At 64.5% G+C, this 13,944-nt stretch carries 12 protein-coding genes; 9 read left to right on the top strand and 3 right to left on the bottom strand.

Annotated features, from left to right (window positions below; genetic code table 11):
• Positions 1-146: 146 nt before the first annotated feature.
• The 5 genes from lysX to CH273_RS15810 all read left to right on the top strand — a co-directional run bounded on the left by lysX (position 147) and on the right by CH273_RS15810 (position 6,627).
• Positions 147-3,458, top strand: coding sequence for a bifunctional lysylphosphatidylglycerol synthetase/lysine--tRNA ligase LysX (gene lysX / locus CH273_RS15790; RefSeq protein ID WP_032397017.1), 3,312 nt, complete (start codon positions 147-149; stop codon positions 3,456-3,458).
• A gap of 109 nt (positions 3,459-3,567) precedes the next feature.
• Positions 3,568-4,464, top strand: coding sequence for an alpha/beta fold hydrolase (locus CH273_RS15795; protein WP_179275489.1), 897 nt, complete (start codon positions 3,568-3,570; stop codon positions 4,462-4,464).
• A 100-nt stretch (positions 4,465-4,564) separates the two neighbouring features.
• Positions 4,565-5,569, top strand: coding sequence for a beta-ketoacyl-ACP synthase III (locus CH273_RS15800; protein WP_032397016.1), 1,005 nt, complete (start codon positions 4,565-4,567; stop codon positions 5,567-5,569).
• A 173-nt stretch (positions 5,570-5,742) separates the two neighbouring features.
• On the top strand, positions 5,743-6,144 hold the full coding sequence (locus tag CH273_RS15805; protein WP_032397015.1) for a PPOX class F420-dependent oxidoreductase: 402 nt from the start codon (positions 5,743-5,745) through the stop codon (positions 6,142-6,144).
• Between the two features lie 51 nt (positions 6,145-6,195).
• Positions 6,196-6,627, top strand: a complete 432-nt coding sequence (locus CH273_RS15810) for a DUF4190 domain-containing protein (RefSeq protein WP_052049965.1) — start codon at positions 6,196-6,198, stop codon at positions 6,625-6,627.
• On the opposite strand, the gene CH273_RS15815 is transcribed toward CH273_RS15810, so the two are convergent.
• Complete coding sequence (locus tag CH273_RS15815) at positions 6,616-7,842, bottom strand: MFS transporter (RefSeq protein WP_032397014.1); 1,227 nt, start codon at positions 7,840-7,842, stop codon at positions 6,616-6,618. The two genes, CH273_RS15810 and CH273_RS15815, sit on opposite strands and share 12 nt — an antisense overlap.
• Before the next feature lie 82 nt (positions 7,843-7,924).
• Between CH273_RS15815 and CH273_RS15820 the strand changes: the two genes are divergently transcribed.
• The 3 genes from CH273_RS15820 (at position 7,925) to CH273_RS15830 (ending at position 11,048) form a co-directional block, all read left to right on the top strand.
• The gene (locus tag CH273_RS15820) at positions 7,925-8,836 is read left to right on the top strand and encodes a LysR family transcriptional regulator (protein WP_230596957.1); all 912 of its coding nucleotides are present in this window, start codon (positions 7,925-7,927) and stop codon (positions 8,834-8,836) included.
• 4 nt (positions 8,837-8,840) lie between these two features.
• The gene (locus CH273_RS15825) at positions 8,841-9,437 is read left to right on the top strand and encodes a histidine phosphatase family protein (protein WP_032397013.1); all 597 of its coding nucleotides are present in this window, start codon (positions 8,841-8,843) and stop codon (positions 9,435-9,437) included.
• A gap of 105 nt (positions 9,438-9,542) precedes the next feature.
• Positions 9,543-11,048: a phage infection protein gene (locus tag CH273_RS15830; protein WP_094638021.1), complete on the top strand. Its 1,506-nt coding sequence runs from the start codon at positions 9,543-9,545 to the stop codon at positions 11,046-11,048.
• Here CH273_RS15830 and CH273_RS15835 read toward each other — a convergent pair.
• The gene (locus CH273_RS15835; protein WP_032397011.1) at positions 10,983-11,279 is read right to left on the bottom strand and encodes a putative quinol monooxygenase; all 297 of its coding nucleotides are present in this window, start codon (positions 11,277-11,279) and stop codon (positions 10,983-10,985) included. The two genes, CH273_RS15830 and CH273_RS15835, sit on opposite strands and share 66 nt — an antisense overlap.
• Positions 11,280-11,378: 99 nt before the next feature.
• Here CH273_RS15835 and CH273_RS15840 point away from each other — a divergent pair, with 99 nt between their 5' ends.
• A complete protein-coding gene (locus CH273_RS15840) occupies positions 11,379-12,905 on the top strand; it encodes an MFS transporter (RefSeq protein WP_032397010.1) in 1,527 nt (508 codons plus the stop codon).
• Here the strand turns inward: CH273_RS15840 and CH273_RS15845 are convergent.
• Complete coding sequence (locus tag CH273_RS15845) at positions 12,884-13,789, bottom strand: cutinase family protein (RefSeq protein WP_032397009.1); 906 nt, start codon at positions 13,787-13,789, stop codon at positions 12,884-12,886. The two genes, CH273_RS15840 and CH273_RS15845, sit on opposite strands and share 22 nt — an antisense overlap.
• Positions 13,790-13,944: the final 155 nt, after the last annotated feature.

Below are 13,944 nucleotides of genomic sequence, written 5' to 3' on the forward strand. Positions count from 1 at the left end.
CGATGTCCACTCGATGTGACATCGACTGTCGAAAAGGCCACTGAACGTCACATTGAGTGGGCGGGGGTGCGGGCAATGGGCACCTGACTCGCCTTGGCGGGGATACCGTCTACGGTGCAAGTGCATTCTGACTTCGGGAGTGAGATATGACGGCGACAGCAGTTTCCTCGGAGCGGTCCGGGTCCATGGTTCCGCGGTCGTTCGTGCCACCCGAGCGCGGTCGTTTGAGTGAGGTTCCGCATATCGCGGGTCTGGTGCTCGGTGTGTTCGCGGTGTTGTTGTTTCTGTGGAGTCTGTCGCCGACTCTTCGTTTCCTGATTCACGTTCCGCGTGAGTACGTCGACAGCTATTACTTCGATGCTCCCGATACGAGTTTGTCGTGGGCGCTGGTGGTCGGTTTGTTGGCGGCGGCGTTGGCGAGTCGTAAGCGCATTGCGTGGTGGTTGCTGACGATCTATCTGGTGTTGTTGGCGATCACCAATGTGGTCGAGGGGATCACGGACAAGAGCGTCAGTTCGTGGATTGCGCTGGTTGTCCATGTTGTGGTGACGGGGGTGTTGATCGCCGCGCGCAAGGAGTTCTACACGCGGGTGCGTCGTGGTGCGGTGTGGAAGGCGCTCGGGGTGCTCGTGCTCGGCGCGGCCGTCGGGACGGTGATCGGGTGGGCGCTGGTTGCGTTGTTCCCCGGGTCGTTGCCGGAGAGTCAGACGTTCCTGTGGGCGTTCAATCGCGTGACGGCGTTGGCGACGGTGGACAACGAACAGTTCGACGGCAGGCCGAACGGCATCGTGAACACGGCCCTCGGGCTGTTCGGAGCGTTGGCGTTGTTGGGGGCTGTCGTCACGTTGTTTCGGTCGCAGCGGTCGAGCAACGCGCTCACCGGTCGCGACGAGTCCGCGCTGCGTGGCCTGCTCGACAAATGGGGTGCCGACGATTCCCTCGGCTACTTCGCCACTCGGCGCGACAAGGGCGTCATCTTCGCCACCAGCGGTAAGGCGGCGGTGACGTATCGCGTCGAGGTCGGCGTGTGTCTGGCCAGTGGTGACCCGATCGGAAATCCCGAGGCGTGGCCGCATGCGATCTCGGAATGGTTGGACCTGGCCGAGAAATACGGCTGGACCCCAGCTGTCATGGGCGCCAGCGAGATCGGCGCGACCGCGTACAAGCGGGCCGGACTGAGTGTCCTCGAACTCGGCGACGAAGCAATCCTGAAAACCAAGGATTTCAACCTCAATGGACGCGAGATGCGCCCCGTGCGTCAGGCGGTCAACCGGGCTCGTAAAGCGGGTGTCGTGGTCACCGTGCGTCGTCATCGTGACATTTCGTCGGAGGAGATGTCGGAAATAATCGCCTGCGCGGATGCGTGGCGCGATACCGAAACCGAGCGTGGTTTCTCGATGGCGTTGGGTCGACTGGGTGATCCGCTCGACGGCGATTGTCTTCTGGTGCAGGCAGTTCAGGGCGAGAAGGTGATCGGCGTCCTCTCGCTGGTGCCGTGGGGTCGCACCGGAGTGTCCTTGGATCTGATGCGTCGTGATCCGGCGTCGCCCAACGGGGTGATCGAACTGATGGTGACCGAACTCGCCACCAGCGCCGATCATTTCGGGGTCGGCAAGATCTCGCTGAACTTCGCGGTGTTCCGCGCGGCGTTCGAGGAGGGCAGCCGGATCGGTGCCGGGCCGGTGTTGCGAATCTGGCGCAGCGTGCTGGTGTTCTTCTCTCGGTGGTGGCAGCTCGAGGCCCTGTATCGCTCGAACGTGAAGTACCTTCCGGAATGGGAGCCGCGCTACCTCTGCTTCGCCGACAATCGGGTGTTGCCCAAGGTCGGCGTCGCGTCGGCCATCGCCGAGGGCTTCTTGACCCTGCCGACCTTCCGACGCGCCTCGAAGCACACCGGTTCTCACGTTGCGGTGCCCGCGGCTCTGGCCGACGCCGACGACATTCATCCCGACGGCAGCGGCCCCGACAGCGTCCCGGACGAGCCGACACCGGGCCGTAAGCGTCCCGACCAGGTGCGCGTACGCATGTCGAAACTCGATCGTCTCGAACGCGAGGGCACCGAGGGCTATCCCGTCGCCTATCCCCCGACGCATACGGTCGAGGGAGCAGTGGCCTCGCCGCAGGGCACAACGGTACGAATTGCCGGACGCATCCTGCGGATTCGCGACTACGGCGGTGTCGTCTTCGCTGTGGTGCGTGACTGGTCGGCCGATATCCAGGTTCTCTTCGACCGCGATCGCGTCGGGGATTCGATCGAGAACTTCGACGCCGATTTCGACCTCGGCGATCTCATCGAGGTCAGTGGCGCGATCGGCCGCAGCAAGCGTGGGGAGCTGTCGCTCCTCGCGACGGACTGGCGAATGAACGCCAAGTGCCTGCATCCACTGCCGGACAAGTATCGCGGACTCACCGACCCGGAAGCTCGGGTGCGGCAACGCTACGTCGATCTGGCCATCAATCGCGATGCTCGTGCACTGATGATCGCCCGATCCAATGTCGTGAAGTCACTTCGTGATTCGCTCGGCGAGCGCGGATACATGGAGGTCGAGACACCGATTCTGCAGCAGGTTCACGGCGGTGCCAACGCAGCACCGTTCGTCACCCACATCAATGCCTACAACCTCGACCTCTACCTGCGGATCGCACCGGAGCTCTATCTCAAGCGCCTGTGTGTCGGCGGCATGGAGAAGGTGTTCGAGATCGGCCGCGTGTTCCGCAACGAAGGCGCGGACTTCAAGCACAACCCCGAGTTCACGATCCTCGAGGCCTACGAGGCCCACAGCGACTACGAACGCGCAATGGTGTTGTGCCGCGAGTTGATTCAGCGAGCAGCCGTCGCCGCGCACGGACGCGAGATCATATTGCGCCCGGACGGCCCGAACGGAGAAATGATCGAGATCGACATCTCCGGCGAATGGCCGGTCAAGACGTTGCACGGTGCCGTCGCCGAGAAGTTGGGAGTGCCCGTCGAACCGGCGACTCCTCTGGAGGAGCTACAACGCCTGTGCGACGAGAACGACATTCCGTACGAGAAGACCTGGGATGCTGGGGCCGTCGCGCAGGGAATGTACGAACATCTCGTCGAGGACTACACCGAGTTCCCAACTTTCTACAAGGACTTCCCGACGTCGATGTCGCCGTTGACGAGGCCGCATCGGAGCATTCCGGGCGTCGCCGAGAAGTGGGATCTCGTCGCGTGGGGTGTGGAGCTGGGTACCGCGTACAGCGAGCTGACCGACCCTGTCGATCAGCGGCAGCGCCTGACCGAACAGTCGCTGTTGGCAGCCGGCGGTGACGAGGAAGCGATGAGCCTGGACGAGGATTTTCTGCAAGCGCTCGAGCACGGGATGCCGCCGACCGGCGGTCTCGGCATGGGAGTCGACCGGGTCGTCATGCTCATCACCGGGGGCAGCATTCGGGAAACACTCGCGTTCCCCCTGGCCAAGCCGCGTCAATGACCGTCCCCCGTGACCGATCCACGCGCACGAGTGTGCAAAACGGGGAAAATGATGGAAACTGGAGCGTGAAACAGTCGACAGGTCGGTAGAGCATCGTGGAGTACCAAACATGGACAGCGGGAATCGAGCCGAACGCAGTGCGTTGTTTCCCGTGAAACATCCTCCCGGTCAGTACGTCGAGGTGGACGGGCAACGTCTGCATCTGTTCGTACGCGGAACCGGCCCCACGGTCGTCCTGTGCGGAGGCCTCGGCAGTAACTGGTTCGACTGGAACGACACCGTCGACATCCTGAGCGCCCACCATCACGTGGTCGTGCTCGACCGGCCCGGCTTCGGACTCAGCGACCCCTTGCCCGCCGGTGCCACACCCACCGTCCGCGGGGAGGCAGACCGAATCATCGGTGTCCTCGACGCACTCGGAGTCACCGACCCGGCCGTCGTGGTAGGTCATTCGATAGCCGGCTTCTACGCAGAAGCTGTGGCCCGGCTGTACCCGTCGCGCACCCGCGGAATTCTGTTGCTCGATTCCAGCGCCGAATCCGACCCCAGACGCTTCGTCCCGACCGTCGTGCGCGTCGAGGCTGCCCACGTCATCGCCACCGCGCTCAGCAAGACCGGCCTGCAGAAGCTGGTCGGACCGCGTGTGCGACGCGTCCTCAATCAGGCGACACCGCCCGACGGCACACCGCAGGAGACGTTCGACTGGGTCGACGACATCTATCGACGACCCACCTACCTCGCCGCCGCCCTGGTGGAAGACGTCGTCTACCCGGACCTCGCCGCCGAACTGAACAGAATGCGGAAGCGTTCGCCCCTCGTCGTTCCGGTCATCGTCGCCGCAGCCCACACCGGACGACCCTCCCCGTGGGGCAAGCGATGGATCAAGACTCAACGCAAGCTGGCCGCGTATCTGCGGGCCGACTTCACTGTCGTCATGCCCGCCCACCACCACGCCATGATCGACAAGCCCGCTGAGGTCGCAGCCCTCATCACCGAACTGGTGTGAACTCCTCGAGGCGACGCACGTAACGTGTGTCACCGAGCCCGTAGCCCAAGACCCGAGCCGAAGCTCGGCGATGGCGCGGTAGCACGAGAGGAAATTGAAGATGGGTGCGATCAGCACGACGCAGGGACGACAGTCGAAACTACTCGGACTCGGCGTTCACCGCCCCGAGAGAGTCGTGACCAACGACGAGATCTGTGAATTCATCGACTCGAGCGACGAGTGGATCCAGACGCGGTCCGGAATCAAGAACCGGCGCTTCGCCGATCCCAAGGAAAACGTCGTCGAGATGTCCATCGCGGCAGGTCGTAAGGCCCTCGAAGCCAGCGGAATCACCGCCGACCAAGTCGACACCGTCATCGTCGCCACCTCGACGCATCTCGAACTCACACCCCAAGCAGCTGCAAAAGTAGCGCACGGACTCGGCACCAAGGGGCCGGCCGCATTCGACATCTGCGCCGGCTGCGCAGGCTTCTGCTACTCCCTCGCCGTCGCATCGGACCTGGTCAAGGCCGGAACGTCCAAGTACGTCCTCGTCATCGGTGCAGAACAGCTCAGCGTCACCACCGACCCCTACGACCGCACCACCCGCTTCATCTTCGCCGACGGCGCCGGTGCCGTGGTCGTCGGCCAGAGCGACGAAACCGAGATCGGACCCGCCGTCTGGGGCTCCGACGGCTCGCAATCCGACGCCATCGTCCAGACCACCGACTGGTACGACTACATCACCGAAGAAGGCCTCGAGCGCCCCTGGATCCGGATGAACGGAATCTCCGTCTTCCGCTGGGCCGCCTTCGAGATGGGCAAAGCCGCGCAGCGCGTCCTCGACGTCGCGGGCATCAAAACCGACGAACTGCACGCCTTCATCCCCCACCAGGCCAACAGCCGCATCACCGAACTCCTCGCCAAGAGCCTGAACCTGAACGAGGACACACCCGTCGCCAATGACATCGCCGAAACCGGCAACACCTCGGCAGCCTCGATCCCCCTGGCCATGGAAGAACTACTGCGCACCGGCAAAGCAAAAGCAGGAGACACAGCACTGCTGCTCGCCTTCGGTGCCGGACTCTCCTACGCCGGACAGGTAGTCAAACTCCCCAACCTGTAGTCGCCGATCCACACCGGATGCACCCGATTCCCGAGTGCACACCTTTCACCCCAGTGCACTCGATGTGACATTGAGTGGCCTTTTCGGCAGTCAATGGCACATCGAGTGGACTCCGGGGGACGCTGTGGGGCGATTCGGGACCCAAGGCGAGGGTCGAGTCGTACTGTTGACGTATGCCAAAGCCTCCGTTGCCCGATGCCGCTGTCGAATTGCTGAAGAAGGCCAATCCCGCGGTCATGGCGGTGGTTCGTGCAGATGGGACGCCGATCACCGCACCCACGTGGTATCTGTGGGAGGACGGGAAGGTCGTGCTCAATTTCGATGCGTCGCGGAAGCGTCTCGAGCACATCAAGGCGAATCCGAAGGTCTCGATTTCGGTGTTGGACGAGGCCAGTTGGTACACACATGTGACGGTGCACGGTTCGATCGAGTTGCAGGACGATCCCGATCTGGTCGACATCGACCGCATCTCGACGCATTACACCGGCAATCCGTATCCGGTTCGGGATCAGCCGCGCGTGACCGGATACGTCACTGTCGACGCCTATGTGGGGTGGGGCAAGCTCGGCACGTAGCGCCGAGGGAGAGCGGTTGCGACCGCTGTCTCCAGGTGCCACACTCCCGCCATGGGCTATCCGCAGGGTGAGAGCAACGATCCGTTCGACGCAGCGAACAAGGATCAGCCGTACGGCGGGCAGCAGTATCCGCCCTATCAGAACCCGAACCCCCAGTACCCGAACCCGCAGCAACAGTATTCGCAGTACGGGAATGCGCCGTATGCCGGCGGGTATCAGGCTCCGGCGTCCACCAACACCTTGGCGATCGTGTCACTCGTGTTGGCGATTCTCGGTCTGACGTTCATTCCGTTGATTGCGTCGGTGTGCGCGGTGGTGTGTGGCCACATCTCGCGCGGTCAGATCAAGCGCACCGGCGAAGGCGGATCGGGTTTTGCGACGGCGGGCCTGATCGTGGGTTACGTCTCGATCGCGCTCTTCGTCGTCATCGTGGGTGCGATCGTCATTTTTGCCCTCGCTGCCGCAAACACGTCAACCTACTGATACCGGCTTCGCCAATCGGCCGTTCATGCACGCGGCCCACACGCCTGCGATCACTGCCAACGCAATGACGAACAGCGCCAACGCGTTCCATCCCTGGGATTGGAAGACGACGCCGCCGATCCAGCCGACGACGGATGATCCGCCGTAGTAGAAGAGGTTGTACAGCGATGTCGCCTGGGCTCGGCCGTGGACGGCTCGTTGTCCGGTCCATCCCGACGCGATGGCGTGGGCGGCAAAGAATCCCATGGTCAGGATCACCAAGCCGGTCAGAATGACGGCGAGATTCGACGCCATCGTCAGGGCGACTCCGGCGATCATCGTGGCGGTGGATCCGGCGAGCACCACCGATCTGCCGTGCTTCGTCGCGAGATTGCCTGCTACCCGTGAGGACACTGTACCGCTGAGGTACGCCACGAAGATCAGGCTGATCAGAGACTGCGGGAGCCCGAAAGGCACGGCCTCCAAACGAAATCCGAGGTAGTTGTAGATCGCGACGAAGCCGCCCATCAGCAGAAATCCCTGGCCGTAGAGTGCCGCCATCCCCGGCTCGCGCAGGTTCACCCACAGCCGTCCGGGTAGGTCACGAATTTGGCTGTGCACGAGCGTCGTTCGCGGCTTCGGTGCGAGCCAGACGAACAGTCCGGCGGCCAACGCAGCGATCATCGACACGGTCAACGTGCCGATCCGCCAGTTGGTGTACTCCGCAACGGGTCCCGCGACGATGCGGCCGAGCAGTCCGCCGAGAGTCGTACCGGACACGTAGGTCGCCGCGGCCAGGGCTGTGTGCTTGTGATGGATCTCTTCGCTGAGGTACGCGATGGCGATGGCCGGAAGACCGCCCAGTGCAGCACCTTCGAAGAATCGAATCACCAGCAGTACTTCGAGCGACGGCGCGAGCGGAACCAGCAGACCCAGCGTCGTGGCAGTGAGGATCGACGCCGTCATGGCCCGAACACGACCGATGCGGTCGGCCGCCACCGACCAGGGAATGACGGACACCGCAACGCCGACCGTCGCGAGCCCGACCGCGAGCGAGGACTGCGACGGCGTGATGTCGAGATTGGCGGCGATGAGGGGCAGGATGCCCTGCACCGAATAGAGCTGAGCGAACGTTGCGACTCCGGCGAACAGCAGTGCCAGCACGAGCCTGCGGTATTCGCGCGATCCCCTGGGGTGTCCCTCCCATTCGAGCACCTCGGGCTGCGTCGTGGTCATGCAGATCACGTTAGAAGCGCTCACGATATTCGTCCAATGCATGAGACCGGGCAAACCGATACACCGGCGATATGATTCGGCAATGCGTCGTGAAGCGATCGAACTCCTGCCGCTGCTACCGACTCTCGTCGCAGTGGCCGACACCGAACACATCACCGACGCCGCGCACGTCTTGGGCGTCCCACAGCCCACCGTCAGTCGGCAGGTCGCCCGCGCCTCGGCAATTCTGGGCGTCGACATCGTGGAACGACGCGGCCGCGGGATCGTGCTCACCAGCACCGGCCGAGTGCTCATTCCTTATCTCCAGCGGGCGTTGAGCGACATCGACGCCGGCATCGACGCCATGACCGAGCACGACGCCAGAGCCCGCGGCCGTATCGCGGTGGCGTTTCAGAACACCCTGGGCGAGGACGTCGTACCGGCGCTGATCCGCCAGTTCCGCGTCGACCACCCGGCCGTCACGTTCGATCTGGACCAGGGTGCCCGGGCACGCTGCCTCGACCGTCTCGCCGACGGGGTCTCCGACCTGGCGTTCGTCTCTCTCAGCGCCGAACACACCGAGCACAATTCGTTCCAGCTCTACGACGAGCGACTGATGCTGGTGGTTCCGGCCGATCATCGGCTGGCCACGCGCAGGTCGGTCGATCTGGCCGACACGGCCGACGAGAACTACATCGCGATGGGCCACGGCTTCGGGATGCGCTCGATCTGCGACGAGTTGTGGGCGGACGCCGGCTTCAGCCCGCGTATCGCCTTCGAGGGTCAGGACACCCACACGGTGCGCGGACTCGTCGGGGCCGGTCTCGGTATCGCCATTCTGCCGCGAATACGCGCGCACGGCGGTGAGGGCGGAACCGTGGACATCGGACTCCACCAACCGGCCGCGCGCAGGCGAATCGGCATGGTGTGGGATCCGCGGGCCGATTCGCCGCGTCAGGTGGCGGCATTTCGATCGATGGTGCTGCGCAGCGGCAGAACACTCGTGATTAGGTGAGTCGATGCAATTGGTTCTGGTGCGGCATGCCCTCCCGCAACGGTCGGAGACCTCGGCCGATCCCGCTCTGGCCGAACTCGGCGTCGAACAGTCCCAGCGAGTGCCGGGTGCCGTCGCCCGGTTCCCGATCTCGCGAGTCGTCTCGAGCTCGCAGCTACGCGCCGTCCAGACCGCGCAGCCTCTGGCCGATCGGCTCGGTCTGACCGTCGAGCCCGACGATCGCCTGACCGAATACGATCGCGACTTCGGCGGCTACGTCCCGATCGAGTCGGCCAAGACCGAATTCCGTGAGGCATTCGATCGCATCAAGGCCGGGTATCTCCCGGAGCAGGTCGACGAGCAGGCGTTTCGCCGGCGAGTTCTGGACGGTGTCGCCGATGTCGTCTCGGCGAGCGCACACACCGACACCGTGGCGCTGTTCGCTCACGGCGGCGTGATCAACATCCTGCTGCAGGACATTCTGCAGACCCCGAAGGTGCTCGGCTTCCCGATCGACTACTGCTCGGTGACGCGGGTGCTGTTCTCGCGCAGCGGCGCGAGGTCGGTCTCCTCGGTGAACGAAACCGAGCACGTGTGGGACCTGTTGCCCCGCAATCGGTAATCCACAGAGACCTCTTAAACTCCCAGGTCGAGGGCACAAAATAGGGCGTCGACGGTCGTCGACTGGTCGGCGACGCTGCACCGTGCGGTTAGCCTCGAACTCATCATGGGTGAATTGCGTATCTTCCGACGTCCTGCCGTTGCTCTCACTGCGCTGGCGTTTCCTCTGGTAGCGGTAGGTGCCTTTGCACTGGGCACCGGCTACGACCTCGGTGGCGAGCCCGCGGCAACCACCACCGTCGTCGCCGACACCGAGCAGGCACCGGCAGCGGACCAGCAGACGGCCGATCCCCTGGCCGCAGCCAGGAGCAGCCTCAACAGCGCATCGCTGCCCATCACGTTCCTCTCCAGCGGTATCGGCCAGCTGACCGACGGCGGAACGCAGCTCAACGACGGCGTCGGGCAGCTCGCCGACGGCATCACCCAGGCACACGACGGAACCATTCAGCTCGCCGATGGATTCGGGCAGTACCGCGACGGCATCGGTCAGCTCGGGGACGGCGCGTCCCAGATCAGCGGTGGCGTCGACCAGGTCGTCGATCAGCTCGCCGGATTCGGCGCTCTGCAGGCCGATTTCACCGCCAAACTCGCCGCCACCGCTGACCAGGTCGATCGATTCCCGCACCCGGGATCGGACGCCATCTCCGGTGAGATCCGCGGGGTCATCGACACTCTGAACACGCAGGCTTTCGGGCCCGACACCCTCGACCAGCTGCAGACCCTCAAGAGCGGTGCTCAGCAGCTGTCCTCCGAACTCAACGACCCCAACAGTCAGTTCCTCGGAGCCACCGCCCAACTCGGCGACGCGACCGTGCAGTTGCGTGACGGACTGGGCCAGCTCGACGACGGCGGCCAGCAGCTCAAGGCCGGCACCGATCAGCTCGTGACGTCGGTCGAACCGGTCGAGGGAATCGTCAACGGCATCGCCACCAATGTGCGCGACGCCTCCGCGGCACTTCCGCAGGGAACCGCTGCCGCTCCCGACGACGCAGCGTCGGACCAGAGCATCGCGGCCACGTCGTCGAGCACCGGAACCGGTGCCACCCCGTATCTGATCGCTGCCCTGGTCGCGCTCGGTGCTCTCGGGTGCGTCAGTCTCGTGCGGGTTCTGGGCAGGGACAGCAAGCCTCGCTGGCTCGCCGTGGCCGCAGCGGTCGCCGCAGTGGGCATCAGCGCCGCCGTTGCGTTCGCTTTCGCCACCGACGCCGCCCTCGGGCCGGTCCTGGGAGCGGGTGCGTTCCTGATCGTCTCGGCTGCGGCCTACCTCGCCGCAGCGGGAGCGATCCAACGGGTGCTCGGTGCCGTGATCGGCCAGATCGTCAACGTCGCCGCGCTCGCGGTGCAGGTCGTCGTCTGTGGCTTCGCATACGCGTCGACGGCACCGATCTGGGGCGATCTCGCCGCCTTCATGCCCATGAGCTACACCGCCGCCGGAGCCCGCGTCATCGCGTCGGGCGAGATGAGCGGGACCGGCTGGCTCGCGATCGGTGCCACGATGGCCCTGCTCATCGTGTCGACACTCGTCTACGCAAGCGTGCGGGGTGAGTCAGCCGACCGGCCGGAGGGGATGAATGGCGGGCGCAGCCGCGAGGTGGGCCCCGAACTCGCTTAGCGCCTGCTGCAGGTGCGGAGTCTGCATGTGGCCGTCGAGGTCCTCCTGCGACTTCCACACCTCGACGGTGATGAAGGTCCCCGGCTCGACCGCCGACTCGAACAGCTCGTAGGAGATGTTTCCGTCTTCCTTCCGAGATTCGGCAACCAGAGCGGAGAGGCCGTCGCGCACGGCGTCGATGGCATCCGGCTTGGCGATGATCGTCGCGACTACCTTCAGATCGTTGGTCATGAGGTGATTTTTCCTTCGTTCGGCGAGAGACATGTTTCTTCACCGAACGTACTCCCGATCCCCCTAAGCTGAGGTGTCCATTCGGGAAGGGAAACCACAGTGAGCCAGACGGCAACCGACCAGCGCGCCACCGGTAAGGAGTGGCTCGGCCTCGCAGTGCTGGTGGTGCCGATTCTCGTCGTGTCGATGGACATGTCGGTGTTGTACCTGGCCCTGCCGTTCATGACGGCCGATCTCGAACCCACCAGCAATCAGTCGTTGTGGATTCTCGACATCTACGGATTTCTGCTTGCCGGCCTCCTGATCACCATGGGCTCGCTGGGCGATCGCATCGGCAGGCGCACCCTGCTCATGATCGGTGCCGTCGTGTTCGGAGTGGCGTCTCTGGCCGCGACGTTCTCCACCTCTCCCGAGATGCTGCTCGCGGCGCGCGCTCTGCTGGGAATCGGCGGAGCCACCATTGCACCGAGTACATTGTCGTTGATCCGCAACATGTTTCACGACCCCACTCAGCGAAAGGAAGCCATCGGCCTGTGGACTGCCGGCTTCGCCGGTGGAGCAGCAGTGGGCCCTGTCATCGGCGGTGTTCTGCTCGAACACTTCTGGTGGGGCTCGGTGTTCCTGATCAACATTCCGATCATGGTGGTACTTTTCGTCGCCGCCCCGTTTCTGGTCCCCGAGTTCAAGGACTCCGACCCCGGGAAGTTCGATCCCATCAGCGTGATTCTCGCTATCTCCTCGATGCTCTCGATCGTGTTCGCCATCAAACACGGTGCACAGGAGGGGATCGACGCGGCAACGATCGTGACCGCCCTCGTCGGGCTGACGCTCGGTGCAGTGTTCGTCATCCGGCAACGGAAGGCAGCACACCCTTTGATCGACGTCACGCTGTTCGCCGAACGTGCCTTCAGTGCAGCTGTCGTCGTGCAGTTCCTGGTGATTTTCGCGATGACCGGCTTCAGCCTGTTCGCCGCGCAGTACCTCCAGCTGGTAGTCGGGCTCGGGCCGCTCGAGGCCGGATTGTGGTTGTTGATTCCCGCCGCGGCTGCAGCGACCGGAGCTGTGTTGGCACCGACGATGAGTAAGGTCATCCATACGGGCACCATCATCGCCTGCGGCCTGGCTTTCATCGGATTCGGTTGTGTGGCAATGGTCTTCGTCACCAGCGACTCGGGCCTACCGTTACTCCTGACCGGGATGGCTCTGCTGACGTTCGGCATCGGCGCGGCGTCGACGCTCAACTCCGACATCGTCCTGACTGCCGCGGCACCCGAAAAGGCCGGTGCCGCATCGGCACTGTCGGAAACCGGAGCCGAACTGGGCGGCGCCGTGGGTATCGCGATCCTCGGCACGATCGGCAGCACCGTCTACCGGCACCGCATGGACGACGCCATCCCCGCGGGCACCCCTGCCGAGATAGCGGACCCCGCACGAGAAACCATAGGCGGCGCCGTCGCCGTCGCGGACTACCTGCCCGAGCCGTTCGCCTCGCAACTGAGCACCGTCGCGAACTCGTCGTTCGTCGACGGCTTCAACCTCGCGGCCGGCTGGAGCGCCGGTCTGATGGCCGTCAGCGCTGTGGCGGTTTTCGTGCTGCTACGCCGTCAGACCGCGTCGGCGAGGTAGCGCGCCAACCACCGAGTCGCGGACTGGCCGCCCCCGACGTCGTAGCTCTGGTACTCCTGGTGGATACCCGAACGGTAGAACGCCTCGATCTCACGCTGACGCTGAGCGTTCGCCTGGTCGGTGAGCTGGCCCTGCAACACCGGCAGACCACCGGCCGCGGCGAGGTCCGCGATCAGAGACTGCGCTTCCTGCGAGTACTGATCGGCGACGTTCGGCGCGGGGTTGGACGAGACGGCCAAGAAGCCGGCCAGCCGCGCGACGTAATCGTCCTTGGGCGTCGAGCAGTACAGGTCGCCGACGGCACAGAACGTTCGCACCACGGGGCTGACGTAGCCGAATCCACCGACGCGGGGTCCACCGACCCCGGTTCCGACCACGGCGGGCCCCACGAGAGCGTCGGTGTCGGAGCGCTTCGGGTCGGAGATCAGCCCCACGGCGACCACCTTGTCGGCGGGCACCACGCCCACTCCGGTGCCGATGGCCGCGGCGAGATCGCCCGCCGCGTCGGCACCCTGGCTGTACCCGATGATGCCCAGTTTCGTTGCGCCACAGCGATTCACCATGGCCTCGAGCATGCCGCCCGCGTTGGCGACGGCTTCGGCACGCGATTGCCCGTACACCTCGCCCTCCCATGGGAACGCGGTCGCGGGATACGAGACGTAGTCGGTGCGGATGTCGCCACCGAGACGATCGGTGACGTCGGTCAGCATGCCCGGCTTGGGGGCCGCACCCGAGCTGGTCTCCCAGGTGCCCGGAATGGCCACGACGTACATCGCCGGGCAATCGGCCGGGTCCGCGGCGGCGGGCGAAGCCGTTCCGACGACGATTCCGGATGCAACAGCTGCAGCGACGCCGATACCGGCGCAGATCTTCTTGACACTCATGGGAGGGGGCCTCACTGGTGGTCGAACGCGCTTCGTTGTTCGATCACCACAATGACAGCGGCCTGTGACCATCAGATGCCTACATGGTTAACGGACGTAACCGTGTGTCGAATGGCAGCGGAAAGCAGACGAACTCGAAGTTGTGGACCAAATCG

Source organism: Rhodococcus sp. 05-339-2 (assembly GCF_002258965.1).
Lineage (GTDB): Bacteria > Actinomycetota > Actinomycetes > Mycobacteriales > Mycobacteriaceae > Rhodococcoides.